Origin of the sequence: Pseudoalteromonas sp. NZS127_1 (assembly GCF_015864295.1) — a bacterium.
In the GTDB taxonomy this organism is placed as follows: Bacteria; Pseudomonadota; Gammaproteobacteria; order Enterobacterales; family Alteromonadaceae; genus Pseudoalteromonas; species Pseudoalteromonas arctica.
Genome location: NZ_JADYXO010000007.1, coordinates 152503 through 179213, shown reverse-complemented (window position 1 = coordinate 179213; position 26711 = coordinate 152503). Strand labels below are relative to the sequence as shown.

Annotated in this window: 25 protein-coding genes; 6 read left to right on the top strand and 19 right to left on the bottom strand. The window is 38.3% G+C overall.

Features of this window, described 5'->3' with window-relative positions; translation table 11 throughout:
• Positions 1-50: 50 nt before the first annotated feature.
• From I6F50_RS09105 to I6F50_RS09045, 13 genes are all read right to left on the bottom strand, one after another.
• Positions 51-656: an energy transducer TonB gene (locus I6F50_RS09105; RefSeq protein ID WP_193371817.1), complete on the bottom strand. Its 606-nt coding sequence runs from the start codon at positions 654-656 to the stop codon at positions 51-53.
• Between the two features lie 12 nt (positions 657-668).
• Positions 669-1082, bottom strand: coding sequence for a biopolymer transporter ExbD (locus I6F50_RS09100; protein WP_004334764.1), 414 nt, complete (start codon positions 1080-1082; stop codon positions 669-671).
• A 54-nt stretch (positions 1083-1136) separates the two neighbouring features.
• Entirely contained in the window at positions 1137-1664 is a 528-nt protein-coding gene (locus tag I6F50_RS09095; protein ID WP_166420857.1) for a MotA/TolQ/ExbB proton channel family protein, read from the bottom strand.
• Between the two features lie 3 nt (positions 1665-1667).
• Complete coding sequence (locus tag I6F50_RS09090; protein WP_197159907.1) at positions 1668-3035, bottom strand: MotA/TolQ/ExbB proton channel family protein; 1368 nt, start codon at positions 3033-3035, stop codon at positions 1668-1670.
• A 10-nt stretch (positions 3036-3045) separates the two neighbouring features.
• A complete protein-coding gene (locus tag I6F50_RS09085) occupies positions 3046-3798 on the bottom strand; it encodes a DUF3450 domain-containing protein (protein ID WP_008169959.1) in 753 nt (250 codons plus the stop codon).
• 241 nt (positions 3799-4039) lie between these two features.
• Positions 4040-4654, bottom strand: coding sequence for a DsbA family protein (locus I6F50_RS09080; protein ID WP_197159906.1), 615 nt, complete (start codon positions 4652-4654; stop codon positions 4040-4042).
• A gap of 13 nt (positions 4655-4667) precedes the next feature.
• Complete coding sequence (locus I6F50_RS09075) at positions 4668-5750, bottom strand: GGDEF domain-containing protein (protein ID WP_197159904.1); 1083 nt, start codon at positions 5748-5750, stop codon at positions 4668-4670.
• 5 nt (positions 5751-5755) lie between these two features.
• The gene (locus I6F50_RS09070; protein WP_197159902.1) at positions 5756-7645 is read right to left on the bottom strand and encodes a methyl-accepting chemotaxis protein; all 1890 of its coding nucleotides are present in this window, start codon (positions 7643-7645) and stop codon (positions 5756-5758) included.
• A gap of 257 nt (positions 7646-7902) precedes the next feature.
• Positions 7903-9159, bottom strand: a complete 1257-nt coding sequence (locus tag I6F50_RS09065) for a sugar MFS transporter (RefSeq protein WP_007583255.1) — start codon at positions 9157-9159, stop codon at positions 7903-7905.
• Between the two features lie 88 nt (positions 9160-9247).
• The gene (locus I6F50_RS09060) at positions 9248-10138 is read right to left on the bottom strand and encodes an ABC transporter substrate-binding protein (RefSeq protein ID WP_197176003.1); all 891 of its coding nucleotides are present in this window, start codon (positions 10136-10138) and stop codon (positions 9248-9250) included.
• Positions 10139-10208: 70 nt separating this feature from the next.
• Positions 10209-10727, bottom strand: a complete 519-nt coding sequence (locus I6F50_RS09055) for an RNA methyltransferase (protein ID WP_165727973.1) — start codon at positions 10725-10727, stop codon at positions 10209-10211.
• Positions 10727-11239: a YcgN family cysteine cluster protein gene (locus tag I6F50_RS09050; RefSeq protein WP_165727974.1), complete on the bottom strand. Its 513-nt coding sequence runs from the start codon at positions 11237-11239 to the stop codon at positions 10727-10729. The genes I6F50_RS09055 and I6F50_RS09050 overlap by 1 nt, the downstream gene beginning before the upstream one ends.
• A gap of 97 nt (positions 11240-11336) precedes the next feature.
• On the bottom strand, positions 11337-13178 hold the full coding sequence (locus tag I6F50_RS09045; RefSeq protein WP_197176001.1) for a DUF885 family protein: 1842 nt from the start codon (positions 13176-13178) through the stop codon (positions 11337-11339).
• 154 nt (positions 13179-13332) lie between these two features.
• Between I6F50_RS09045 and I6F50_RS09040 the strand changes: the two genes are divergently transcribed.
• Both I6F50_RS09040 and I6F50_RS09035 read left to right on the top strand, forming a co-directional pair.
• Positions 13333-14610 carry an amidohydrolase family protein gene (locus I6F50_RS09040; RefSeq protein ID WP_197175999.1) on the top strand — a complete coding sequence of 426 codons (1278 nt, stop codon included), beginning with the start codon at positions 13333-13335 and terminating at the stop codon, positions 14608-14610.
• Between the two features lie 218 nt (positions 14611-14828).
• The gene (locus tag I6F50_RS09035; RefSeq protein WP_197175997.1) at positions 14829-17249 is read left to right on the top strand and encodes a TonB-dependent siderophore receptor; all 2421 of its coding nucleotides are present in this window, start codon (positions 14829-14831) and stop codon (positions 17247-17249) included.
• Between the two features lie 128 nt (positions 17250-17377).
• On the opposite strand, the gene adhP is transcribed toward I6F50_RS09035, so the two are convergent.
• Positions 17378-18388 (bottom strand): alcohol dehydrogenase AdhP, encoded by a 1011-nt coding sequence (gene adhP, locus I6F50_RS09030; protein ID WP_007583268.1) that lies wholly within the window; start codon positions 18386-18388, stop codon positions 17378-17380.
• Positions 18389-18592: 204 nt separating this feature from the next.
• Between adhP and I6F50_RS09025 the strand changes: the two genes are divergently transcribed.
• Positions 18593-19138: a GbsR/MarR family transcriptional regulator gene (locus I6F50_RS09025; RefSeq protein ID WP_165727978.1), complete on the top strand. Its 546-nt coding sequence runs from the start codon at positions 18593-18595 to the stop codon at positions 19136-19138.
• A gap of 40 nt (positions 19139-19178) precedes the next feature.
• Here the strand turns inward: I6F50_RS09025 and I6F50_RS09020 are convergent, their stop codons facing one another.
• Both I6F50_RS09020 and I6F50_RS09015 read right to left on the bottom strand, forming a co-directional pair.
• Positions 19179-20195, bottom strand: coding sequence for a lytic transglycosylase domain-containing protein (locus I6F50_RS09020; protein WP_165727979.1), 1017 nt, complete (start codon positions 20193-20195; stop codon positions 19179-19181).
• Positions 20188-20475, bottom strand: a complete 288-nt coding sequence (locus tag I6F50_RS09015) for a YcgL domain-containing protein (RefSeq protein ID WP_165727980.1) — start codon at positions 20473-20475, stop codon at positions 20188-20190. Before I6F50_RS09015 ends, I6F50_RS09020 begins: the two co-directional genes overlap by 8 nt.
• Before the next feature lie 155 nt (positions 20476-20630).
• Between I6F50_RS09015 and minC the strand changes: the two genes are divergently transcribed.
• From minC to minE, 3 genes are read left to right on the top strand one after another with little or no spacing between them, the layout of a single operon-like run.
• Positions 20631-21335: a septum site-determining protein MinC gene (gene minC / locus I6F50_RS09010; protein WP_165727981.1), complete on the top strand. Its 705-nt coding sequence runs from the start codon at positions 20631-20633 to the stop codon at positions 21333-21335.
• A 5-nt stretch (positions 21336-21340) separates the two neighbouring features.
• A complete protein-coding gene (minD, locus tag I6F50_RS09005) occupies positions 21341-22150 on the top strand; it encodes a septum site-determining protein MinD (protein WP_165727982.1) in 810 nt (269 codons plus the stop codon).
• A 1-nt stretch (position 22151) separates the two neighbouring features.
• The gene (gene minE, locus I6F50_RS09000) at positions 22152-22415 is read left to right on the top strand and encodes a cell division topological specificity factor MinE (RefSeq protein ID WP_007377619.1); all 264 of its coding nucleotides are present in this window, start codon (positions 22152-22154) and stop codon (positions 22413-22415) included.
• A gap of 148 nt (positions 22416-22563) precedes the next feature.
• Here minE and rnd read toward each other — a convergent pair whose 3' ends face one another.
• The 3 genes from rnd to I6F50_RS08985 all read right to left on the bottom strand — a co-directional run bounded on the left by rnd (position 22564) and on the right by I6F50_RS08985 (position 26365).
• Positions 22564-23694: a ribonuclease D gene (gene rnd, locus I6F50_RS08995; protein WP_165727983.1), complete on the bottom strand. Its 1131-nt coding sequence runs from the start codon at positions 23692-23694 to the stop codon at positions 22564-22566.
• 51 nt (positions 23695-23745) lie between these two features.
• Positions 23746-25398, bottom strand: a complete 1653-nt coding sequence (gene fadD, locus I6F50_RS08990) for a long-chain-fatty-acid--CoA ligase FadD (RefSeq protein WP_165727984.1) — start codon at positions 25396-25398, stop codon at positions 23746-23748.
• 115 nt (positions 25399-25513) lie between these two features.
• Entirely contained in the window at positions 25514-26365 is an 852-nt protein-coding gene (locus I6F50_RS08985; RefSeq protein WP_165727985.1) for an alpha/beta hydrolase, read from the bottom strand.
• Positions 26366-26711: the final 346 nt, after the last annotated feature.

The window sequence follows — 26711 nt, the reverse complement described above, 5'->3', positions numbered from 1 at the left end:
TTCATAATCGCCTCACATTACTGTCCGTATACTCGTGGTTAATTACTAAATTAACCGCTAATTTGGAAAGATATTTTGTTCTGAACACCCGCCACTTCAACGGCTTCACCGTTAACTACGCGTGGTTTATATTTAAATTTAAGTGCTGCATCCATCGCGGCTCTATCAAACAGTGACTCAGGCTCTGCTTTTACTACTTGTGGGTCGCGTACAGTGCCTTGTTTAGTTACTATAAATTCAACAATAACGTAGCCTTCGATACCTCGCGATAATGCACGGCGCGGATAAACAGGTGCCACTTTAACAATGGGTAAATACTCACCATCACTTGTTTCAAGTGCTAACCCGCCGGCTAAATTTACATCCGCATCAACGTTTGCACCAAAGTCAAAGTTGTTAGCATTAGCTGTAGCATCACTATTTTGCATTTGCGGTGATTCCATTGGTGGTGGCGGCTCTTTTGGTGTTGGTGGCTTTTGTGGCTTACGCTCTTTTTTTTGTACGGTTTCTTCTTTTTTCAAGCGAACAAAATCAAGTACGTTACCCTTTACCGGATCCGTCATAGCGCCTTCACCGCCAGTGATCAGTGCCTGCATGCCTAAAAACAACATAAAGGTCACTACACCAGCTATCACTAATGCAACTAAATATCGCAACATAACTAGCCCTTAAGACGCATCTTGTGCGGCAATTGATACATCAAATGCGCCCGCCGCGCGCGAGGCATCCATCACCTTTATTAACATTTCGGTAGTGGCTTTTTTATCCGCTTGAATCACAACGCTACCTTGTGGATTTTCTGCTTTTAAACGCTCGATATTGGCTTGTACTGCGCGTACATCAATTTGACGTTTATTAATCCAAATTTCACCTGTATCTGAAATCGCCACAAGGATATTTGCACGCTCCTTTTTCACAGCAGTTGCGGCTTCTGGGCGGTTAACATCAATACCGGCTTCTTTAACAAAAGAGGCAGTTACAATAAAGAAAATAAGCATGATAAATACAACGTCTAGCATTGGGGTCATGTTTATTTCTTCAGCTTCATCTTCTTGAAATAGGTTTCCTAACGGGGCTCTCATTTTTTATTCTCCTAGGATGAGTGGCTTTATAAGAGCCGCTCATCAAAATTTTGCTTAATGGTCTAAAACCATGCTGTCTTGTAGTAGTTCTACTTCGCGCTTAGCTTTTCGTTGTAAATACGTTGAGGCAAATACCCCAGATAACGCACCTACCATGCCTGCCATTGTCGGGATAGTTGCTTTAGATACCCCTGACGCCATTGAACGCGCACTCCCTGTGCCGGTAATTGCCATTACATCAAACACTTCTATCATGCCCGTTACAGTGCCTAACAAACCAAGTAGTGGGCACAAAGCAACCATTACGTTAATCAAAGAAAGGTTTGTATTTAAGCGCATCCCTGCTCGCGATATTATTGCTTCGCGGATTTGCTCTGCGTTCCAACTATTACGTTCTGCGCGGTTAATCCAATCGGTTTTCACACCCTGTTTATAGCTTCGAAAACCGTTGAAAAAATAAATAAATCGCTCGAGTATCAATAACCACATCGCGAAGATTAACACCCCGATGACCAAGAGAACCTGGCCACCAGTGTCGAGAAAATCACGGATAGCATTGATTGAGTCAATCAATAGCACCATGGTTTATGCTCCCTTCTCGCTACGCTCTGCGATAATACCGGCGCTCTGCTCTTGAATAGTTAGCAAGATATTTTTAGCGCGCGTATTAAGTAAGGTGTATAAAAATACCGTCGGAATTGCCACAACCAAGCCAAGTACCGTTGTTACTAGTGCTTGAGAAATACCACCCGCCATAAGCTTAGGATCCCCAGTACCAAATAAGGTGATTGCTTGGAATGTATTGATCATGCCTGTTACCGTACCTAATAAACCTAACAGCGGTGCAACAACAGAGATGATTTTGATAAGTGTTAAATTACGCGTCACTTTTGGCATTTCACGTAAAATAGCTTCACTTAATTTAAGCTCAAGTGTGTCGTGTGAAACACTCGGAAATTGATCTTTTACTTTCATTACACGTCCAAGCGGATTGTCATCACGTGCAACTGTATCTTTAAGCTGACGACGAATTTTACCGCCCATAATCAATAATGAGAAAAAACGCTCTAGTGATATAAGGAGTGCAATAACACCCACACCTAAAATCACATAACCAACAGTGCCACCTTGATGAACACGTTCTTGTGTATCGGGTGCTTGAACTAATAAACCAAGAATAGAGCCGCCTGTTGGGTCAAGTGCGAATTGCACCACACCGCTTTTAGTACTTTGAAGATCGTCTGCCGTTGCGGTAAAGCGCGATACAGGTTGGCGAGTTAATTCGCTCAAAGAATTAGTCGAGGAATTAAACTCTAAGTACTTACCGTTTGATATAAGGTTAAATGCACCCACTCGCACAACTTCTTGCTGTGCTTTAGTACCGCCTTCAACAATGACACTTGCGTTAAAACGACTTACTTTGCCTTGCTCGGTCATTTCGCGCTGTAGTTCAAACCATACTTTTTCAATATCTTCTATTGAAGCAAGTTTTGAAGTTGAACCCATTTTTTGAGCAAGGTCATCCATAAACGTACTACGCCCAGCAATCTGGGAAGATATAATTGATGTCGCAAACTTATTACTAGAATCACCTGCTACTTGCTGTAACACGCCAAACAATTCTTTAAGGGAACCCATTCGTTTAGAAAGCGTGTCTGTTAAGTTAGCAAGTTTAACTTCGTTTTCTTCAAACTGCGTTTCTAAGCGCTCAGATTCCACCAGCATTTGATTACGCTTTGCTTGCGTATTTTTAAGCGTTTGTACTTGCTCGTTTTGACGAGCAGTAAACTCTTGTTCGCGCTGCTTATTTTGCTCGCTTTGAGCTGATTGACCATTTTCGAGCGTTTTAAGTAATGAATCTAGGTTCATTGGCTCTGCCGCTATACTTGCACCAGTAATGCTTAGGCTTGCAGCAAAAAGAGCTATTTTTGTCATTTGAGTAAACAATTTCATTTTTAACCTCTTATTCTGCTGCATGTACTGGCAGAGTTAACATATCTGGGGCAAGTTGCTTACGCGCAATACGTAAGCCTTTATTAATTTGGCTTATTGTAGAGTCTGGTAATGCTTCAAATGATTTTGTATCTGCATTCCAACTACCTGCTTTTTTACCATCGCGTGTTAAGTAAATAAGCTCTAAACGGCCAATGCGTAAAAAATCGACTTCACGCTCTTTGTCATCCACGTTTAAAAGTGCGGTATAGGCTTCAATAGTGCGCCCGTAGTCTACTTCTACTTGATAGGCTTCGAGTACACGGCGAAATTTTTCACTTGAATTGATATCTGCACGATTCATCATTTCATTTAAAGATGTAACACGCTTAGTGCGCTCATCAGCTAAAAATGGAATATCTAAAGATACAAACTGCTCAAGGCCTTCAATCATTCTAAGCATTAGCGGCGTAATTTGACGTTCAATAATAGAAACCTGATCCATAGACAGGTTTAAAGATTCCATCTCTTCTACTTGATTATTTAACTGTTTAGTTAGCTGAGCGTTGTAAACAGCTAAACCGTCAATTTCTTTATTGAGGGTTTTAAATTGTTGTAAACGTCCTTGCATTGAATCTGCAATCTTGTCTATTTTTGTTTGTGATTGCGCAGCTGATTTATTAATTTCACTGCTTTTATCAATAACCTTATCTAAATCGTTTGCGTGTACTGCTGCACTTGCGGCCACAATACCAGCTAAAATTAATGGTTTAACGCCTTTCATCGCATACACCTTTACTCGTTAGTTAGCGGATTTGCTAGTTTGTTTTTTTAGGTCATAAACTTTGTTATATAAATAATTTATGACTTAATAATTTCAATGAGCAGGAGTTTATAGATGAAACATGACAAGGATGTTGCGCAAAAAAGTCGCTTTTATGACAGTGGTAATAATTAAGACTTACGAGGGGGTTTTTAAGATGATAAGAGCATTTGTTAGCAAAATGCCTTATAAACAGGCTGAATTATTTTAAAATTGAATTAATTTGATTAAGGGAATAATGCCAATCAGTGTAATTTATTTCAATTGGGTATGCTTTATTACCTTTAATAAGCACTAGTGAGGGAAAACCTTGGATTGGTAGTGTACGAACAAAGGATAACTCAGCTTTAAATTCATCATTAAGCTCGCTTGACGTTAGCTGCGCGGTAAACTCATTTTTATCTAAGCCAATCTTTTCAGCCAAACTAATTAATGTACTTTCATCAGACGGGTTTTGCGCATTTAGGTAATAAGCATTTTGAATTGCAGCCACCATTTGGGCTTCTTTATCCGCTTTACGCGCTATAAGTGCGGCTCTACATGCGGGATACGTTGAACGCCTTGGCTGGCAATTACGCCAAAAGTTATAATTAAATTGCGTACCTAACTGCGCTGAAATTTTATGCCAAGTACCCTCAAGCATCTCTTTCATATTTTGTGGCATTGGGTCTTGGCTATCAGGTGCTAATCCACCTACTTTATATTCAATTGCTACTTTGCCAGCAAGCTCTGATTTTAGCTTAAGCCAGGTTGGTGAGTAACCCCAACACCAGCTACACATTGGGTCATGAACATATATTAATTTACTTTGAGACATATTAATCCTTCAACTAGTTCGAGACGACACTATTACGACCAGCAGCCTTTGCACTATAAAGAGCTTCATCAGCTTGTTTTAACGAATCATCATAATCAGTTACTTTATTTACTTGGGAAATACCAATACTACAGGTGATTGAAATACGCTGCTTGTCATCAGTAAATATAACGTGCCCTGCAACAGCCTCTCGAAATTTGTTTGCTATTACAGTGGCTGTAGCAACAGTAACCTGCGGTAAAATAACAACAAACTCCTCACCGCCATAACGGGCCTTTAGCGCAGTTGCCAAAAACTGAGATTCAAGGAGCTTGGTAAATTCAATCAATACCGTATCACCAAAATCGTGACCATGCGTATCGTTTAAAGATTTGAAGTTATCTAAATCAATTAACAAAATTGAAAAAGGTAAGTACTGCTCTGGGCGTGTTTGGGCAAGCTTTAAAAAATGAGAGGTAATGAAACGTCTGTTTGCTATACCAGTAAGGGGGTCGGTATAAGCATCTTGTTTTTGCTCTAGCGTAATATCGGCAATAGCCATGTGGCTTTTATGCCTAAAATACTCACCAATAAATGAGAATAAAAACACCATAGAAAAGGACGCTATAAATCGTGTTTTTTCTACGTCGCCATAGCTAACTTGACCAAAGTCAGGGCCGTATAAAATAACAATACAAGAAAACAGTAAAGTAAAACCTAACCAAGCACCTAATCTGACCCCTAAAGATGCAAACGTCACTACAGGATAAAACATTAGCCAATATAGCGCGGTGTTGTCTTTACCACCGGTATAAACAAGTGCAACAAACATCATGCACACAATGCTCATACTCATTAATGCCACTACTTGAAGATTACCCGTTCTTATAAAGTAAATAGAACAGCTTATATTTGTAATGTTAACGATAATTAATGAAGCAGTGAGTATCGGTGAGTAAACCTTATAATTCAAAAACACTAATACAGCAATCACCACAATTGATATCCCAATCATGGTAAATAAAGAAAACGCTTTGCGTTGCATGTCTGAGCTATAAACACTGTCGATATTTATTAGACTGAGCCAGTTTGGTTTATTTACATTTTTTTTAGTCATTAATTTTATACTTTAAACTTTTGAACCATATTTTCTAAGGCACTAAACTGTTGTTTTAGTTTGGTACATTCGTTAAGTGTGTCATTTAAGTTAGCCTTGCCTTGTATAGAAAGCGCGCTAATTGTTTGAATATCGGTATCTAATAACTTAACAACTTGGTTTTGCTCATCGGTTGCACTGGCCATAGACTGATTTGCATCGTTAATTTGCTTAATAGCTTGTATAACATGACTCATTAAATTGCCGACGGCATCTGCTTGTTGTACGCTTTTTTCACTGTCTTGAAGGCTTGTTTTCATAAGCTCTACAGCAAGGTTTGAGCCTTTTTGTAACTGGCTCACCGTGTCTTCAATTTCTTGCGTTGATTGTTGAGTGCGGTGTGCTAATTGGCGTACTTCATCTGCTACAACAGCAAAACCGCGTCCTGCCTCTCCTGCTCTAGCGGCTTCTATTGCAGCATTGAGTGCCAATAGATTAGTTTGCTCGCTTACACCTTTAATAACTTCAAGCACTTGCCCAATACTGGCTGTGTGCGTATTTAAACTGTTTATAGTTTGCTGAGCTTTCTCCATATTAGCCGAAAGCTGATGGATGGTTGCAACGCTGTGGCTTAATGCTTCTTGATTTTGTGTTGAGTGCTCATCTGCATTTTTAGCAAGCTGCGATGCACTCTCTGCATTATTTGAAATATCCATAGATGTAGCTGAAAACTGATTAATAGCCGCTGCCACGCTATCGGTACGCTTGCTTTGGTCATCATACATAGACAATGATGAATGTGTTTGTGATACCAAGCTCTCAATAACTGTATCTAATTGCTCTGTGGACTCTTTTACTTGCTCTATTGAATGCTGAATTTTTTCGATAAAAATATTAAATGAATGGCTTAAGTCGCCAAACTCATCATCATTTTCAACGGTTAAGCGCCTTGTTAAATCGCCTTCGCCTTGTGCTATATCTTTAATGGCATCGTTTAAACGGTTCATAGGCTGCATTAAATAGCGTAATAAAAGCTGCATCATAATAATGATAGTAATGATCCCTATCACCATAAAAACAGCCGCAGTTTGGCCAAAGTTAGAAACGCTGACATACGCTTTATCTTTATCTATAACAACACCTAGGTACCAATCTACGTTTTCAATACCACTAATTTTTGTAAACGAGATAAGCTTAGACTCTCCGTTTATCTCGTATTGGGTAAACTCACTTTGCAAGGGCGTATTAGTACCAAAAATGTCTGATGTATTTTTTAAGTTTAACTTAGCATTAGGATGGCTTAACACTTGACCTTTGTTATCGAGTAAAAAACCATAACCGAGACCTAAAAAATCAATATCGTTAATAATTTTAGTCACTGTTTGCATATCAATATCGGCACCTGCAACGCCGCTAAACTGGCCATTTTGTAGCATGGGTACTACCGCTGAAATTGTAAGCTCGTTAGTTGTTACATCAATATAGGGAGTTGTAAAAGCGGTATTTGATTTGTTTTCGACTAATTTATACCAAGGGCGAGAGGTCGCATCAAAATCAGCAGGTAAAACAACTGATTGATCGTTTAATATAAACGTGCCGCTGGATTTACCTATATACGTATTTTTAAAGCTTCCGGCAAGCTCTGCAGTATTTAATTGTGAAAGGGTGAGTGCTTTAGAATCATTAGCTTTATGGGTTTTAGCAATTGATATAACAATCGCCAACTTTGCATTTAACCAACTCGCTATATTTTGTGAAACAGATTCGGAATTTTGTTGTAATACAAGGCTTAACTGCAGCTCGGTTTGCTTGCGCATCGAAATGTAGTTATTAAAAGTAAATAACCCTAGCACCAAAACCAAAATTAAAGAGGCTGCAATAGTCACTTTGGAAGTAAATTTCAACGAGTTAAGCATATACATCCTTTTTATTATTTATCTCTATTATCCATACAGTTTTAGCAAAAATTTAGCTAAATGTCCTAATAAATAAGGCTTGTGACTAGGTTATTAGATAAAAATAAGGATAAAGGATTAAAAAACAAAAGGCTGTAGGGGGTAACTGACTAATATTGAAATAAATTGCGACTCGTATTAATTGCTTATGGAACGTTCCTATTAAATGTAGCTTTATAAGTGACTGAATACGTATTCAGTCACTCTTGTATAGTCTGTTATTTCCACTTATTTGCTAAGCGAACAACATTTAATCCGTACCATGCAATAAATACATAACAGAGCATCGGAACAAAAAAGCTTTGCTGTATATTTACTGTATCGGCTATAAAGCCTTGAAGTAATGGTACAAGTGCACCGCCTACAATAGCTAAGCATAACCAACCAGAACCTTTACTGGTCAACGATCCTAGTCGCTCAATAGCAACTGAGAATATAGTCGGGAACATAATTGAGTTAAATAAACCAATTGCCAATACTGAGTATAAAGCGACGTCACCTTGAGTAAAAATAGTGATCAGCAATAGCGCAATAATACTAAATGCATTAAACGCTATAGCTTTAGAAGGTGCTATCTTTTGTAATAATACAGAGCCAATAAAACGTCCTACCATTGCCCCGCCCCAGTAATAACTAATAAGTGCAGCCGCAGTATGCTCTTCAAGTCCTGCTATGTGCGCCTCACCAAAATAGTTAACTAAAAAGCTGCCAATGGCAACCTCCCCACCTACATAACAAAATATAGCAAGTACACCCATAGTTAAGTGAGGTGCTTGAGTTAATGAACGAGATTCTACTGCAGCATTATTTTCCTCTTTATGGGCTTCAATTTCTGGAAGCTTTATAAAGGCAAATATAATAGCGATAAGTAATAAGGCACCAGCGAGCATTAAATAAGGCACTTTTACAGACTCAGCGGTTGCTGCAGAGGCAGCTAGACTACCCGCTGTACCAAAAAATAATAAACCACCTACATAAGGCCCAACGGTAGTACCAAGCGCATTAAGTGCTTGTGCCAAATTTAAACGAGAAGAAGCTGTTTTTTCGCTCCCAAGAGCTGCAACATAAGGATTGGCAGAAACCTGAAGCACCGTTACACCAGCGGCAAGTACAAATAAAGCGCTCAAAAATAGCCAATATTCATGTACTACAACAGCAGGATAAAACAACATGCACCCAATTGAAGCTACAATTAAACCAGTTAAAATCCCTTTTTTATAACCAAACTGCTTAACTAAAATCCCCGCAGGGATAGAAACAATAAAATAAGCACCAAAAAAGCAAAACTGTACTAGCATCGCTTCAAAAAAGCTTAAATCAAATACGCCTTTTAATCGTGGTATTAGTACATCGTTTAAAACAGTAATAAAACCCCATAAAAAAAATAGGGTCGTCATTGCAGTCAGTGGAAACAGATAATTTTTATTTGGCTGTTCGTTGACCGCGAATGATTGATTTGTATTTATTTCACTCACGTCGTTTTCACTCCATTAACAAGTTGAAAACGATTCTACATGTTTATATATAAATTAGTCAGCGTGCTTGTGGAACGTTCCAGCGGCGTTATTCACATTGCGTATTGGTCGCACTAATAATTCGGTCTATTTCGCCACTGTTATGAAACTGATAAAGCCCTTCGTTTATATCCTCTAATACTAAAAGCCAGTTAGGTGTAAGCTTACTAATAGCAAAATATAATGGGTTGTATTGCAAAGGGATGTTTTCTTTTTCAATGGATGAAAGCAAGGTGTTTTTTTTAGATTTACTCAAAGAGGAGTAAGAAACTGAGAACTTTAAAACGTCGGGATCGCCTATAATCAAATCAACACGCTTAGCAACCAGTAGCTGAACAAGTTGTAAATCATCAACAGAGGTAATAATTTCAAACTCATTATTATCCATCATGGCATCAAACTCAGGTGTGTTTTGATACCCACGAACAACCCCAATTTTTTGCCCTTTAAGCGATTTTAAGTTTCCAGTGAAACGATCCTTATCACCTTTTCGTTTTAAAAATGCAATTTCGCCACCTTTAAACGAATTAGATAAACCAAGTAATTCTCGACGTGTTTTACCATTAACATAATCGGAGGGGGCTGTATCTTCTATAAAGTATTCAGGCATTAATATATCAGCTTTGCCTAGTTCTACATTTCGTACAGCTCTTGCCCAAGGCAAAAATTCAATATATACGCTGTAGCCCTTACTATTTAATAAGGCAATAGAAAACTGATAAACCCATCCTTTATTACATAAATTACTACCAATATAAGGAGGCCAGTCGAGTGTGGCTAAATGGAGTGTTTGTTTGGGAGTTTTCGCTTCATAGAGCACTCCTGATTTGTGATAATGCCCATTTAAAACATGTTGAATACCATTTTGATAATATTCAACTGACGTTTCTGCAAAACAATTACTACTTGTCAGTAATAATATAAAATAAAACCAGCGCATGTAAAAATCTATTTATGATTAATCATGTTTTTAAGTTTAGTTACAACTAAACTTTTTGCACTGATAAACCTTAATCAGATGCTTTTTCCCATTTCATTTTATTATTTGTATCGCGCGAGCTTATAATTGTTGTATCGCTGCTCTCAACGCCGCCTAATTTAGCTAATCGGTCGTACAAAACTACATTACAGGTTGCCGCTAGGTTCATACAGCCAATAGTGGGAATATAAACAACCTCATCGCACCACTTTAAAACATCTTTTGGGATTGAGCCGTCTTCAGGACCAAATATATAAAATGCATTTTCAGGGTGTTTAAACTCAGGTAAAGGCGTTGCACCTTCAATAAGTTCAATAACAACAACGGTTGCACCCTCTGGCTTTACTACTTCTAAACTATCAGTTTCGGTAAGCGGGATACGCTCAAGTACATTTTTTGTGTCGGTATGAAATTTCTTGGCGTTTAAATAACGATTACCAGTAAAAAAAACCTGTTTAGCGTCGTAACACCCTGCAGCACGCAATACGCCACCAACATTAGTCGGGCTTTTAGGATTAATTAAACCAATTACCGCTTGTTGTTTGCTCATTAATCAGCGTCCTTTGTTGGCCACTCTGCAATGTATAAATCAAAGTCGTCTAGCTTTACATCGCAATCTTTTACTGTTTTATCTTTTACAGAAATCCCTAACTCGTGCATTTTTGTTTTATCGCCATTATTTAATAACGGATGCCAAGAAGCCAAGCCACGCCCTTCGTGTAAACGGCGGTAACTGCAACTTTGCGGCATAAAAAAGATGTCTTTAAGGTTTTCTTTTGTGAGTTTTACACAAGAAGGAACAAGCGTTTGGCGGTTTTCGTACTCGCTACAACCACAGGTGTTGTTATCAAGATACTGACACACAATATTAGTAAATATTAACTGCTCACCTTCACGTAACTGATCGGTGGCGGTAAATTCGTCTTCATCTTCGCTATCAATAAACGTATTTAAACAACATTTTCCGCATCCATCACAAATGGCTTCCCATTCGTTTTGACTCATGTCGCTTAAGCTTTTTTTAAGCCAAAATTGTGTATTTGCTAATTGTTGATCAAACATAGTTTACTCGTGCCCCCTAAAGAGCGCGCATTCTACCGTATTGCTGCAAATGGCGCAAAGCCAATACCCTTTCAAAGTACTGGCTTTGCGCTAAAAATTAGCTTTGCGATTTAACCCAACGCTTAATTTTTTCCTCTAAAATTGGCATTGGTAATGCACCATCAATTAATATTTGCGTGTGGAACGCTTTAATATCAAATTTATCGCCGAGTTCTTTTTTAGAATAATCACGTAGTTCTTGGATTTTAAACTGCCCTAACTTGTAAGAAAGCGCCTGCCCCGGCCATGCAATATAACGCTCAACTTCAGCTATTACGTCACTTTTAGCCATAGATGAGTTAGCAAGCATGTAATCAATACCCTGCTGACGCGTCCACCCTTTTGCATGAAAACCAGTATCAAGCACTAAACGCATTGCACGTAATTGCTCGTCTGATAAACGCCCGTACCACATGTAAGGGTCGGTAAATAAGCCTAGCTCTTTGCCTAAGCTTTCTGCGTAAAGTGCCCAACCTTCTGCAAATACGGTGTAACCACCAAATTTGCGAAAGTCAGGTAAGCCGTCTATTTCTTGTTGCAGAGCTATTTGAAAGTGATGTCCTGGCGCAGCTTCGTGAATAGATAAGGTTTCGAGTAAAAATTTCGGCTGTGCTTTTAAGTTATACGTATTGATATAAAAAATGCCTGGGCGAGAGCCATCAGGTGCAGGAGATGCATACGACGCACCTGCAGCCGACTGCGCTCTGTAAGCTTCAACCGCTTTTACAACGTAAGGTGCTTTTGGTGCTATGTTAAAAAGCAGAGGCAAACGCGCATCTATTTTTTTCTTAACGTTTTCATATGCTGCAATTAGCTCCTGTGGCGTATTATAGTAAAACTCATCTGAATTACGTAAGTGGTCAAAAAATTCAGATAACTCGCCTTTAAAACCTACGGTTTCTTTTACTTTTTTCATTTCACTTAAAATGCGCGACACTTCACTTAAACCAATCTCATGAATTTCGTCTGCAGATAAGCTAAGCGTCGTGTTTTTCTTAATTTGGTATTCGTACCATGCTTTACCGTTTGGTAAGTCACTATAACCAACGCTTTCTCGGCTATTAGGAATATACTGATTAGCTAAAAAGTCACTCATGCTTTTATAAGCTGGTACTAAGTGCTGCATAATCAGTTCGCGATACTGCGCTGTAATTTTTTGCTTTTGCTGTGCGCTAAACGATTCTGGTAATTTTTTAATTGGTCCCCAAAATAGTGAGTCTTCAGCATTTTTAACTACATGAGCCGCAAATTGTGGTTGCAGTTTTTCAGCCAGAGGCTTTGGCAAGGTAATACCTAGTTTAATACCTTGAGCCATTGAGCGCTCTACACTAGTAAGCCACTTTACAAAACCTTCGCTGCGCGACATAAAAGCAGTGTAATCTTCAACTGAATTAAACGGCTGAGCGCTTTGACCTGAGCCAAAACCTGCAAACGTGTTATGCGCACCCGCCATTTGATTAATTGGTAATAAATAATCAGGAAACTGCATGCCCTCTAATTTTAGTGCAAGGTCGCGCTCTAATATTTCAAAACTTAAAAGCGACTGCCCTGTTAACTGTGCTTTATCTATAAAGTTTAATCGCTGTTGATATTTTTTATAAAAAGCCGCTTTTTTTGCTCTATTTTCTTTTGAGATAGCTGGCGTAAATTGATCGTTAAACTCGTTACGGCCACTGTACGTTGCGCTTATAGGGCTATATGTAAGCGATTCATCGTAATACTGTGCAACAAGTACATCAAGCTGTTGCTCTGCCGAAAGCTCTGAAACAATACCTGCCGATGCGTTAACTGTGTTTAGCTGCGCACTGGTGTTAGTGCTTGTATTAAGCCCAGTATTCATACAGCCACTTAAAGCAAACATAACGCCACTGGCAACTAATGCTAATTTAATTGATTTCATGATAATCCTTTTTAATATCGTTTTTTAATTATGCGCATTTAACAGCGCTTAATAAAGAAATTACGACAGATTGCATTCATCGTATTAAATTTGCACTTTTATCTGAACTTGTTACATTTCTATTAATTCAAATATGATTTAAAAGAAAAATAAAATGAAAAAACGACTACTCAGTACCTCTATTGCCTTACTTTGCTTAACTACTTTTAATGCCCATGCCGTTACATACCTATCGGCTAAAGCCATGGTTAATGTTGAAAATGGCACGCTCATTAAATCGCCCTTGATTACTATTGATGATGGCGTAATTACAAACATTGAACAAAACAAAAAACCTAGGCTTTCTAAAAATGATGAGCATATCGCGTTGCCGGAGCTAACACTTATGCCTGGTTTAATGGATATGCACGTGCATTTAACAAGTGACCCAACTGTTTCTCGTAGTGAGCGTTTAGGACAATCTGTTCCGCGTATGGCAATTAAAGCGGCTTATTTTGCTAAAAAAACCTTAGAAGCCGGATTTACTACAGTACGTAATGTTGGCGCTGAAGGTTACAGCGTTATAGCGGTGCGTGATGGAATAAATGCAGGTGATATTGTAGGCCCTCGTATTTGGGCTGCGGGTCCATCACTCGGAATTACCGGCGGGCACTGTGATAACAACCGATTACCTCCTGAGCTTAAATATACTTCAAGTGGCGTCGCAGACGGTCCATGGGCTGCGCGTATAAAGGTGCGCGAAAACATTAAATATGGGGCAAACGCAATTAAGTTTTGCGCCACCGGTGGCGTATTTTCAAAAGGCACTAAAGTAGGTGCACAGCAGTATTCTTTTGAAGAAATGAAAGCCATTGTTGATGAAGCCCATATGCGCGATTTACCGGTTGCAGCCCATGCACATGGTACAAGCGGGATTAAAACAGCCATTAAAGCAGGTGTTGATAGCGTAGAGCACGCCAGCTTTTTAGATGACGAAGCCATAGCCCTTGCCAAAGAGCATGGAACTTGGCTTTCTATGGATATTTATAACACCGAATACACGCTAACTTATGGCGAGCAAAATGGCGTAGACGAAGAAAATCTAAATAAAGAACGCCAAGTATCAAAAAGGCAGCGTGATAGCTTTAGCCGTGCTGTAAAAGCGGGTGTAAAAATGGTGTTCGGGACCGATGCAGCAATTTACCCGCACGGGGATAATGCAAAACAGTTTAGCCGCATGGTTGAATTTGGCATGACAGAACTACAAGCCATTCAAGCATCCACTATTAATAGCGCTAAGTTATTAAAAATGGATACTCAGTTAGGACAAATTAAAACCGGATTTGCTGCTGATATAATTGCTGTAAAAGCAAACCCTCTTAAAAACATTAAAACCTTAGAGTCAGTACCCTTCGTAATGAAAGCAGGTGTTGTTTATAAAAACCAATTGTAAATACACGCTATTAAGGCTGAGCTTACTTAGTCTTAATAAACCCCTCACCCATCTCAAACATCCTAATAAAGGTACAACGTACCTTTATTAGGCTTGGTTTTGTTTATTAATTATCCGAACAGTTTTATTTAATCAAATAAAATGAACTTTCTATTCACTTTAAAAACAATAACCATTATCATTCGCGCAAATTCAATAACGCGAATAGTTATCACTCTATGAAAACGTTTAAGTACTCTCTTATTACTCTTGCTTGTTTAAATGCAAATATGGCATTTGCCGAAAATACTATAGCTGACTCTGATATTGAACGTATCAGCGTATACGAAAAACAAAATCGCGTGGTGATGAGCTCAGGTCTTGCGACTAAATCAGACATGTCTTTAATGGAAACACCTGCACCGGTTGTTATTATTGACCGTGAACTTATTGAATCTCAAGGTGTAGATAGCCTACAAGATTTAGTTAGAAACGTAAGTGGTTTAACACAAGCAGGTAATAACTACGGTATTGGTGATAACTTAGTAATTCGTGGCTTAGACGCAAACTATACCTACGATGGTATGTATGGTGGTGCTGGTTTAGGCAATACATTTAATCCAACTCGTTCGCTTACAAATGTTGAATCTGTTGAGGTTTTAAAAGGCCCAGCAACAGGTTTATATGGCATTGGTAGTGCGGGTGGCGTAATTAACCTAATTGAGAAAAAGCCAGAATTTGAAGAAAAACACAAAGTATCGGCTGAGCTTGGCCAGTGGGATAGCTATTCATTATCGTTTGATAGCACTAACGCTATAACAGATGACTTGGCCTATCGTGTAATGGCTAAAACAGCGTCAAGTGACGGCTTTCGCGATTTAAAAGAAGATCGCGACGAAATTTATACCTCGCTTAAATACGTACTAAACGACAGACAAAACATCATGCTTTCTGCAGCCTATATAAAAGATGAAATAGCGGTTGATTCTATTGGTCACCCTATTCGTATTTACAACGCAGAAACTGCAAACGGTTTAAGCGCGGGTGAAGTAACCGGTGCCGATTTAGTAAACGATCCGACAGGAAGCGGCGTACAGTTAAGTGATGCGCAACGCGACCAACTTGCTAATTCGCTATCTGCATCTGATGGCTTAACACCTTATAGCTTTGGCACAAATGGTATTATTTCACCAATGGCTGATGCCAACGAAGGTGAAGAGCTGCGTTTTAAATTAACGCATAACTATTACATTACTGACGATTTGTTTTTAAACCAGCAACTACAGTACCGTAACTACACATCAAGTTTTGCACGCCAAACAGGTGCTTATAACTACGTTTATTCAACGCGCGATTCAATTATAAATAACGACCCTCGTGCACCTTTAGTTGAAGATGGTGTACTTTACCCGTATGCAGCACGCCGTCAAGAATACCGCCAGGTAGAAGCAGATGAAAAATCGTGGCAGTACTTTTTAGATTTACGTTATGACTTTATGTTAGGCGACGTAGATAACGAATTACTTATTAACGCAAACTACGAAGATAGAGATATTCGTTTTAAACAATTCTCAATATGGGATCAAGATTACGTACTCACAAACAATGATGGTGATGTAACGTACCAAGGTTCTTTGCCGTATATTTACGATATAAGAGAACCAAATTGGCCATCTGGCAGCTTTGATGACTTCGATCCACTTAAAACCAGCGACTACAATAAAAAAGTACAAGCATGGGGCTTAGGCATTCAACATGTTGGTTATCTTACTGAAGAGCTTACAACGCGTATTGGTGTAGCATATAACCGAATTGAGCAAACTTACGAGCACTTTGGTGTAGATGAGCGCTATAGCTCAAGCCGCGCAGAGCCAACACCTGAAGCGAGTACATCAGATTCTGGCTTAACGTATAATCTAGGTGCAACGTACCAGCCATCTGAAGATTTATCTGTATTTGTAAATCATTCAAAAGGTCGTACAGCGTATAGTGTATTGGGATCTGTTGCGGGTAATGAAGCAGACAGAGAAGATTCTGAATCAATGAGTAACGATTTAGGCTTTAGATTTAAAGCGTTTGATGATCAACTACTGGCTTCTGTTGTTATATTCGAAAGCTCTCGTACTAATTTAGAATACGCAAATCCACTTTATGACGCTTTAACATCAGGCTCAAATGTACCTGAAAGCTATTATGATGGTAAAGAAGAAACAACAGGTATTGAACTTGATTTAAACGCTTACTTAAATGATAAATGGAAAGTAAACGTAAACGGTATTTATCAAGATGCACGTGACAAAAGTAACCCTAACAGCAGCAGTTACGACACACGCCAAAAAGGTGTACCTTACGTAACAGCAAGCACGTGGGTAACTTATTACGCAGATATGTTTAACTTACCTGAAGCTGTAAATATAAGTGGTGGTATTACATTTGTAGATAACAGAAGTACTAATTCAAGTTCGTTCTCAATTCCTGATGGTTACGTACCAAGTTACACGATTTACGATACAGCGGTATCGTATACAACTGATAAATGGCATATGCAGTTAAACTTAAATAACTTGTTCAACAAAAAGTATTACTCAAAAGCGATGTTTTTAGGTGGTATGCCAGGGGAAGAGCGTAATGCAAAACTAAGTTTTAGTTACACTCTTTAACTAGTTAACCTGAACTCTGGATAATAAATCTATCTTAACCAGAGCTCAGGTTAGTTAAATACTTAAAAAGCACGGTATTCTAATTTAGAAGCCGTGCTTTTTTGTGTTTTATAAACGCTTAATCTAAATTAAATAGTAACCACTATGCGACCGTTAATTTCACCTTTGAGCATATCATCAAAAATCTCGTTAATGTCCTCTAAGCGTTTTTCTTCAATAATCGCTTTTACTTTACCTTGCGCTGCAAATTCCAAGCATTCTTGCAAATCTTTACGTGTACCAACAATAGAGCCCACTACTGACACGCCATTAAGCACAGTATCAAAAATAGGAAGCGGCATATCCTCTGGAGGTAATCCCACTAATACACATTTACCGCCACGGCGTACACTTTTATAAGCTTGTTCAAACCCAGCTTTAGATACCGCAGTACACACAACGCCATGCGCACCACCTACTTGTTCAAAAATAGCTTCGCTAGGAACAACTTCTTTAAAGTCGAGTGTTATATCTGCGCCAAGCTCTTTAGCAAGCGCGAGTTTTTCTTTACCTGTATCAACAGCTATTACATTAAAACCCATTGCTTTAGCGTACTGTACTGCTAAATGACCAAGCCCGCCTACACCAACAATAGCAACCCACTGCCCAGGTTTAGCACCAGATACTTTTAATGCTTTATAGGTTGTAACACCTGCACAAAATAATGGAGCAGCTTCAGAAAAGCCTAATCCCTCAGGTATTTTTACAACGTAATCACCGTGAGCCAAACAATATTCTGCATAGCTACCATCAATAGAATAACCCGTATTATGCTGCGATAAACACAGTGTTTCTTTGCCATCTAGGCAAAACTCACAGTGCCCACATGCACTATAGAGCCAAGGAATACCCACTCTATCGCCAACTTCTAAGTGCTTAATGTTGCTTCCAACTTTATCAATAACACCAACTCCTTCATGCCCTGGAACTAATGGCATTTTTGGCTTTACCGGCCAATCACCATGACAGGCATGTAAATCGGTGTGGCAAACGCCACAAGCGGCTATTTTTACTAAAACGTCGTTTATTCCAACCTCAGGAATTGGCAGATCTGTTATTTGTAATTTACCTTTGTATTCATTATTAATTGCAGCTTTCATAGTCATTCCATCGTATTTAAAAAAATAAAAAAAGGATTTATTTACGCACTGTTGTGTGTACAACATATCCCAATATAGATGTATGAATATTAATCTAAATCATACTTTAGTCGTTTAAATTGATTTATAAAGTGGCTAAGAACTTGCTATCCAAAATGAGCGTGCTAGCATTTAGTTTCTGAAATTACTGAAAGTTATTAAGCAATGAGTTTATCCGAAAAGAATTTTGCCTTCGTAATGCATTGTGGTGAGATGGGCAGCCGCTGGGGATTTAATCGTACAATCGGGCAAATGTGTGGTTTGCTGATTATTACTAAAAACCCGATGACAGCCAACGAGATTGCTGATGCGCTTAGTATTTCTCGCGGTAATGTAAGTATGGGTATTAAAGAACTGCAATCGTGGCAATTGATTAAAGTACAGCATATTCCAGGCGATCGAAAAGAGTACTACGCCCCTGCTGGCGATATTTGGGATATGGCTAATCGTGTATTTGAAGAACGTAAAAAACGCGAAGTTGAGCCCACCCTAACATTGCTGCGCGATAACTTATTAGACGAAGCCAGTAACGACGACGAACTATACGCGCAAAAACAAATGGGTGAAATTCATAACCTGCTTGAAACCGTAACAAAATGGTCATCAGAGCTACAACGTTTAACGCCAGAACAACTCAATAAGCTGATGAAGCTAGGCTCTGGTATTGGAAAAGTTATTGACCTAAAAGATAAGATTTTTAAGAAAGAATAAAGCCGCAATTGCGGCTTTATTTATATACATATTTTAATAATTAGATTTTTGGATATCCAATTCTATCTGACAAATAACCTACGCTGGTGGCAAAGTAATACGAGCGATTCCAGTGCATAAACACTTTGTAGTTATCGTACGCTAAGTACATGCGTCCATTTATGTCATCAGGCATAACCAGTGCAGCACGTACGTCTACATTAGGTAAATCAGAACCATCGGCTTTACGAACACCCAGTGCTTGCCAATCAGCTAATGAACGCTCTGAGTCATTCCAATACTCTAACCACTGCTTACGTGTTTTAGTACCACGTACTAAAACATATTTACTATCAAAGTTTTCAGGTAACTGAACTTGGCGTCCCCAAGTAAGCGAATCGTTCCACCCTTCTTGCTTTAAATAATTAGCAATTGAAGCAAAAGCATCTTCTTTTGTGGTCCAAATGTCTTTACGACCATCGTTATTGTAATCAACCGCGTAAGCGTTGAACGATGTAGGCATAAATTGTGTTTGCCCCATAGCACCAGCCCACGACCCTTTAAATTTATCTAAGGTAATGTGACCCGATTTTAAAATATCCAGTGCTGCCCAAAGCTGGCGTTTATAAAGCGCTTCTCTGCGTCCATCAAAAGCAAGCGTCACTAAAGATGAAATAACATTATGGCCACCTTGAATGGTACCAAAATTACTTTCAAGTCCCCAAAGTGCCACTATAAAACGAGCTTGTACGCCAAACTCTTTAGCTACTTGTTCAAGTACCTCTTTGTTTTCTGCGTAGAGCTTACGTGCACGATCAATTTTCCATTGAGGTACACGTTTTGGTAAATACGTTTCAAGTGTTTCTTTTACTTCTGGCTGGTTTTTATCAGCCGACACCACTTTCTCTTTATAGGTTGCTGTTGCAAAAGCATCATCAATAAGCTTCGCTTCGTAACCTTTAGATATCGCTTCTTGCTTTAAATCAGTTAAATATGTTTGAAACTCAGCTTGTGTTTTAGCCATTACAGAGCCGCTTAAGCAAACTCCACATAATAAAACGGTCAGTTTTTTAATCACTATCAACTCCATTTTCTTTTCGTAATTGACTTAGCAAGTTTTCCTCTGGCGGTGGAATTTGTAAGTAGTAGCCTTTATCAGGGTTTGATAATGCTGCTTTTACAGTTTCTAAATCGGCTCCACCTAAATGTTCACGTTTAGCTAAGTTTATGATCATAACGTAATGAGGTTGACCAAACATGACCATTAAAGGTTCCGGAACTTTACTAAAATCATCTCTTTTTTCAACAAATAAGAAGGTATCCGCTTTTTTCTTACTTTTATATACAGCAGTGAGCATTATGACCCTATAAATTCTTGCTTAACAATGCTGCACACTATAACATGAGAGTAATAATAAGTTAGAAAATTTAGATTAGAAATTTCAATAAAGGCCTTATTCAGCCTACGTTTATCTAATATTGATTTTTAATCAGACAATTCAATTGAGCGTGTATGTCGGACCAAATTTTTGAGTTAAAAGGGAATCTTTTTACGTTATCAGTTTTGCATCTTTATAGTACTGATATAGCCCTTCTAGCAGAACAGTTGTATATAAAAATAGCCCAAGCACCTAGGTTTTTTGAAGGTGCCCCTATTGTTGTTAATTTACTTGAAGTTAAAAACAGTTCACTCGATTTTGTACACTTAAAATCGTTGATTGAGCGCATGAGCTTTAATGCAGTTGGTGTGTGTAATGGCTCTGATGAGCAACATGCCCAAGCTAAAGCGGCTGGCTTATCTGTTTTAAATTATTCACAAGACGTTAAGAGCGAACCTGTTAAACAAGAGGCTAATACGTCTATTGTAGAAAAAACAGTGCATTTGCCGGCGCAAATTATTAGCGGTACCGTTCGCTCTGGCCAGCAAGTTTATGCTAAAGACCGCGATTTAATCGTGCTTGGTGCAGTAAGTCACGGCGCTGAAGTTATTGCCGATGGTAATGTACATATATATGGCACGTTACGCGGCCGCGCTATTGCAGGCGCAAAAGGTTTTAAAGAAGCACACATTTTTTGCCAAAAACTTGAAGCCGAACTAGTTTCAATAGATGGTAACTACTGGATCAGTGATTCGCTACAAGGTGAACATTGGGGAAATGCAGTGCAAATACAACAAAAAGACGAATCATTAGAAATTTCAGCTTTGGTTAAAGGATAAATCTCATGGCAAAAGTAATTGTCGTTACCTCTGGTAAAGGCGGTGTTGGCAAAACAACATCAAGTGCTGCAATTGGCACAGGCTTAGCGTTAAAAGGCTATAAAACAGTTATTATCGACTTTGATATTGGTTTACGTAACTTAGATTTAATTATGGGTTGTGAACGCCGTGTTGTTTATGACTTTGTAAACGTAATAAATGGTGAGGCAAAACTTAACCAGGCGCTAATTAAAGATAAACGTGTAGATAAATTATTTTTACTACCCGCTTCACAAACTCGTGATAAAGATGCATTAACCCGTGAAGGTGTTGAGCGCGTACTAAACGAATTAAAAGAAGACTTTGATTACATAGTATGTGATTCACCAGCAGGTATTGAAGCTGGCGCTATGATGGCAATGTACTTTGCTGACGAAGCAATTGTGACAACAAACCCAGAAGTGTCGTCAGTTCGAGATTCTGATCGTATTTTAGGTATTCTACACAGCAAATCAAAACGAGCTGAAGAAGGCCTAGAAAACATTAAAGAACACTTACTATTAACACGCTATAATCCTAGTCGTGTTGAAAAAGGTGAAATGCTATCGGTAGAAGACGTACAAGATATTCTATCTATTCCACTGCTAGGTGTGATCCCTGAATCGCAAGCGGTGTTAAGTGCTTCAAACTCAGGCCAACCTGTTATATTAGATACAGAATCTGATGCAGGCCAAGCTTACTCTGACGCAATTAATCGCCTACTAGGTGAAACTGTCGATTTTCGCTTCTTAGACGTTGAGAAAAAAGGCTTATTTAAACGGATTTTTGGAGGTTAACGTGTCTTTACTTGACTACTTCCGCTCAGAAAAGAAAAACAGTGCGTCATTAGCAAAAGAGCGATTGCAGATCATTGTCGCGCACGAGCGTTCTCAACGAGGAACGCCGGATTACTTACCACAATTAAAACAAGATATTTTAGATGTGATCCGTAAATACGTGAACGTAAGTAGCGATGCAGTTCAGGTTCAGTTCGATCAGAACGAAGACGATTTAGCCGTACTTGAGCTAAACGTTACACTACCTGATGAAGAAAAGAAGTAATCGAAGAAAGGGCGCTTTATTAGCGCCCTCTTTATTTGTGTTTACTTTTTAATAATTACTATGAATATCTACGCTCAACTAAAACTTTTTAACCATGTAATATGAATCAAAAGACCCTTATCACACAGTTAAAGGTATATATTTAGCGTTAAGTATCCCACTCTTTTAAAGCATCTTTAACGTAGGTATATCGCCAAGAGCTCAGTAAGTCAGGCTTTATATGACTCTGTTTTTGATCAGGCGTTAACTTCCAATTCCAACTAATCAATTGATTGATTTGCTTTTTAGAGGCCATAACGTCTTCTGGTATATTGTGCTCTTTAGCTACTTTAGTGATTTTTTGTTTTATATCTTTCGCTACTTTTTTATAGGTAGGAAAATCAATTAAGCGCTTAAGCACATCTGGATGCTCAGCATCTGGGACTTCTTTAGCAACTTCAATACACTTTATTATATCTACACCAGAGCGATTAACTTCAATAGCCTCAACACCTGGAATTTGCCTAAGAGCGTTTAAACTTGAAGGGCCGCGCTTAGCAATTTCAGTCATGTTATGTTCTTTTAACACGAAATTAAGTGCCAAATTTTTCTTAATGGCTTTGTTTCTTCGCCATACAGCAAGCTCTTTTAACACCGCTAATTCGTGCGGTTTAAGTTGCCATGCATTTTTAATATCTTTATATAAAAGCTCGTCTGGGGTCTGAAATGCACGTTTTTTAGCAATCAGCTCACTCTCGTTTATTACAATATCAAAAAAGCCAGCGGCATTAATGCGATCGATAATCAGCTCAAAACATGGTAATAAATGAAATGTATCAGCGGCAGCGTAATCTAGTTGTTTTTTAGTTAACGGGCGTTGTAGCCAATTAGTACGTGACTCACTTTTATCTATTTCAATACCTTGCAGCTCTTTTACCATAAGGGCAAAACCCATACAGTTGCCTTCACCAAGTAATTGTAATGCAAATTGTGTATCAAATAACGGGGCTGGAACAAAGCCTGCGTACTTTTGAAAAACTTCAATATCTTCTGAAGGAGAATGCAGTACTTTTAAAACTGCGGGATCTTTTAGTATTTCCCAAAAATCAAATAGTGAAAGCTCAGCTAATGGATCTATAAGTGCTAAGTGTTCACCATCAAAAACTTGGATAAGTGCAACTTCAGGATACAAAGTACGACGACGCATAAACTCAGTATCGATAGCTAAAATAGGTTTGTTTTTTATTTGTTCAACAAAAGTGTTCAGTTGATTTTGGGTTTCGATCAATTGGTATTGCACTTAATCTCCTACAATAAAAAAGCCGACATATGTCGGCTTTTTTATAGGTTGCTAATCTTTCAAGGCTCTTCGGAGTATCTTACCTACGTTAGTTTTAGGTAACTCATCCCTAAACTCTACCAGTTTGGGGACCTTGTAATTAGTTAAATTTTCACGACAGTGACTTATTATATCTTTTTCAGTTAAAGAAGGGTCTTTTTTCACAACAAAAACTTTAACTTGTTCACCACTTACATCATGAGGAATACCAATAGCGGCTACTTCTAGTACACCTTCGTGCATAGCCACTACTTCTTCAATCTCATTAGGAAAAACATTAAAGCCAGATACAATGATCATGTCTTTTTTACGATCTACAATAAAGAAGAAACCTTCATCATCATAAGTCGCAATATCACCTGTAGCAAACCAGCCGTCTTTTAAACATTCAGCGGTTGCATCTGGTCGTTTGTAATAACCAACCATTACTTGCGGGCCTTTAACCCAAAGCTCACCTGGCTCGCCTTTTGCGGCTTCTTCACCATTATCAAGCATTAACTTAATATCGGTATTAGGCGCAGGTAAACCAATAGAGCCATTGTATGCTTTTAAATCAAAAGGACTAATAGTAACTAAAGGAGCACATTCAGTAAGTCCGTAGCCTTCCATTAGTTTTGAACCAGTCACTTTTTGCCATTTTTCGGCAACAGGACGTTGAACCGCCATACCACCGCCTAACGACATTTTTAAGTGGCTAAAATCTAGATCAGCAAAACCTGGAGTATTTAATAAACCATTAAATAGTGTGTTTACGCCAGTAATAGCGGTGAAGTTATGTTGGCCAAGCTCTTTAACAAACCCAGGCATATCACGTGGATTAGTAATAAGTACGTTTAAGCCACCGTATTTCATAAACGTTAAGCAATTAGCTGTTAAAGCAAAGATATGATAAAGCGGTAAAGCAGTAATAACGACTTCTGTACCACGATTTAACACTTTATCTAAACAACCTGAAACTTGCTCAAGGTTACCGACCATATTACCGTGGCTAAGCATTGCACCTTTAGATACACCTGTTGTGCCACCGGTGTACTGTAAAAAAGCAAGATCAGACAAGCTCATTTCAGGACGCGTGTATTTAGCTTCATCCGCAGCTAAAACGTCTGAAAAGTTAATTGTGTTCGGTAAGTTGAATTTTGGCACCATTTTTTTAATGTGCTTCACAACAAAGTTAACTATATGCTTTTTAAGCCCGCCAACCATATCGCCTACTTGCGTTACTACAATGTGTTTAACATCGGTATGAGCAAGTGACTTTTCGAGCGTGTCAGCAAAGTTTGCTAGAATGAAAATAGCGGTAGTGTCGGAATCTTTTAACTGATGCTCTAATTCGCGCACAGTATAAAGTGGGTTAACATTTACAACCACACAACCTGCACGCAAAACACCTAAAATTGTGACTGGTGTTTGCAGTAAGTTAGGCATCATTACGGCAACTTTGTCACCTTTTTTAAGACCCAAATCATTTTGAATATAGGAAGCAACTTTTTTGGTTGCGGTGTCAATTTCGTCATACGATAACGTTTTACCCATATTAGTAAATGCAGGTAGATCTTTGTAATCAGAAAAACTTTTTTCGAACACTTCGAGTAACGAGTTGTAATGCTCAGGATCGATTGTTTCAGGCATACCCTCTGGGTAGCGCTTAAGCCAGATTTTTTCCACTCTTAGCCCCTGTTTATAATTATATTTTTATTAACCTTAATCTAAGTAAGGCGCTTTAACAATTGAGCAAATACTCTAATGCAGGAATAATCCCACATTTCACGTAAACTTACAATTAACATGCACCATTTTGCAGCATAAAGTCTTGAATATGCTCAAAACATAACTCACTACTTTGCATATGGCAATGATGCCCACCCTCTACTTCAATTACCTTCAAGTTATTGTAATAACTAATATACTTTGCCAAATTTTGTTTTACAAACGAATAACCTTCGTTACCTAAAATTAATTGACATGGTGCAGCTAAATCTTTTATTGCACCAATACATTGCGCTTCATCAAACCTAAAACCTGAGTGATTTTTAAGCTTTGGATCTGTTGTTAACGTAAAACCATCTGAAGTCTGTTTTATATTTCGCTGCATTAAGAGCGTAATAAGCTCACTATTTAAATCGGTTGTTTGAGCACGTGCTTCATAAATAAGTTCTTTCGATTTATAAGTTCTCGACTTTTTATTTTTTAAACGCGCTCTATTTAATACCGCACTTTTTAGCTGTTCGCATACACCTTCACTTGGCGTTGTAACACAACCAATACCCTCTATAAAGGTAACAGACTTAACATAATCGCCAAAACAACTAGCCAAAAGTCCTGCAACCATAGCCCCCATTGAATGACCCACTAAATGTACTTTTTTAACACCAAGCGCATTTATAAGTTGGTACACATCATCAATATAATCAATAAAATAATAGTGTGCGTCATCACTTCGCCAACTCGATAAACCGTGCCCAACAAAGTCAATGCAGTACCAAGTGTGCTTTGGGTTAACGTTGTTTAACATTGGCATAAAGCTATGGCAGTTGTCTAACCACCCATGTAGCGCTATTACTATTTCGTTCCCTGAACCTACTTTTAAGCCATGAATATTTAAATTATTGGTTTCAATATTAAACGGCTGCATGGTAAGTCCTTTATTAATTTAGAGCATCATTATTTATAGCATACAAGTTGTCAGACCACTAACTTAGGAAATGGTGCGAAATTCACGATTTAATTATCTTCCTTGTATCAAATATAGCACTGAGTAGAAAACCAAACTCAATATTTTCAACAACTTAAAAATGGTGTGATAAGCAAAGGTTTTTTAACATATTAATATTGAGTACCTTTTAAACAAATAAAAGGTGAGAGCACCATATATAGATAGCTTATAACTAGTATAATTTAAATAAATAGAACTAACAGCGTTAACTACAATTCTATGTATATAAAATCAAAGTATAAATTATAAATATCTCAGATATTCA

What these genes read in the sequence shown, in the direction of transcription:
- I6F50_RS09075 (WP_197159904.1), bottom strand. Translation starts at nt 5,750, where the DNA reads ATGACTAAAAAAAATGTAAATAAACCAAACTGGCTCAGTCTAATAAAT.
- I6F50_RS09050 (WP_165727974.1), bottom strand. Translation starts at nt 11,239, where the DNA reads ATGTTTGATCAACAATTAGCAAATACACAATTTTGGCTTAAAAAAAGC.
- I6F50_RS09100 (WP_004334764.1), bottom strand. Translation starts at nt 1,082, where the DNA reads ATGAGAGCCCCGTTAGGAAACCTATTTCAAGAAGATGAAGCTGAAGAA.
- I6F50_RS09045 (WP_197176001.1), bottom strand. Translation starts at nt 13,178, where the DNA reads ATGAAATCAATTAAATTAGCATTAGTTGCCAGTGGCGTTATGTTTGCT.
- I6F50_RS09025 (WP_165727978.1), top strand. Translation starts at nt 18,593, where the DNA reads ATGAGTTTATCCGAAAAGAATTTTGCCTTCGTAATGCATTGTGGTGAG.
- I6F50_RS09090 (WP_197159907.1), bottom strand. Translation starts at nt 3,035, where the DNA reads ATGAAATTGTTTACTCAAATGACAAAAATAGCTCTTTTTGCTGCAAGC.
- I6F50_RS09085 (WP_008169959.1), bottom strand. Translation starts at nt 3,798, where the DNA reads ATGAAAGGCGTTAAACCATTAATTTTAGCTGGTATTGTGGCCGCAAGT.
- I6F50_RS09040 (WP_197175999.1), top strand. Translation starts at nt 13,333, where the DNA reads ATGAAAAAACGACTACTCAGTACCTCTATTGCCTTACTTTGCTTAACT.
- I6F50_RS09080 (WP_197159906.1), bottom strand. Translation starts at nt 4,654, where the DNA reads ATGTCTCAAAGTAAATTAATATATGTTCATGACCCAATGTGTAGCTGG.
- I6F50_RS09095 (WP_166420857.1), bottom strand. Translation starts at nt 1,664, where the DNA reads ATGGTGCTATTGATTGACTCAATCAATGCTATCCGTGATTTTCTCGAC.
- adhP (WP_007583268.1), bottom strand. Translation starts at nt 18,388, where the DNA reads ATGAAAGCTGCAATTAATAATGAATACAAAGGTAAATTACAAATAACA.
- minC (WP_165727981.1), top strand. Translation starts at nt 20,631, where the DNA reads ATGTCGGACCAAATTTTTGAGTTAAAAGGGAATCTTTTTACGTTATCA.
- I6F50_RS09035 (WP_197175997.1), top strand. Translation starts at nt 14,829, where the DNA reads ATGAAAACGTTTAAGTACTCTCTTATTACTCTTGCTTGTTTAAATGCA.
- I6F50_RS09070 (WP_197159902.1), bottom strand. Translation starts at nt 7,645, where the DNA reads ATGCTTAACTCGTTGAAATTTACTTCCAAAGTGACTATTGCAGCCTCT.
- I6F50_RS08985 (WP_165727985.1), bottom strand. Translation starts at nt 26,365, where the DNA reads ATGCAGCCGTTTAATATTGAAACCAATAATTTAAATATTCATGGCTTA.
- I6F50_RS09060 (WP_197176003.1), bottom strand. Translation starts at nt 10,138, where the DNA reads ATGCGCTGGTTTTATTTTATATTATTACTGACAAGTAGTAATTGTTTT.
- minD (WP_165727982.1), top strand. Translation starts at nt 21,341, where the DNA reads ATGGCAAAAGTAATTGTCGTTACCTCTGGTAAAGGCGGTGTTGGCAAA.
- I6F50_RS09055 (WP_165727973.1), bottom strand. Translation starts at nt 10,727, where the DNA reads ATGAGCAAACAACAAGCGGTAATTGGTTTAATTAATCCTAAAAGCCCG.
- I6F50_RS09015 (WP_165727980.1), bottom strand. Translation starts at nt 20,475, where the DNA reads ATGCTCACTGCTGTATATAAAAGTAAGAAAAAAGCGGATACCTTCTTA.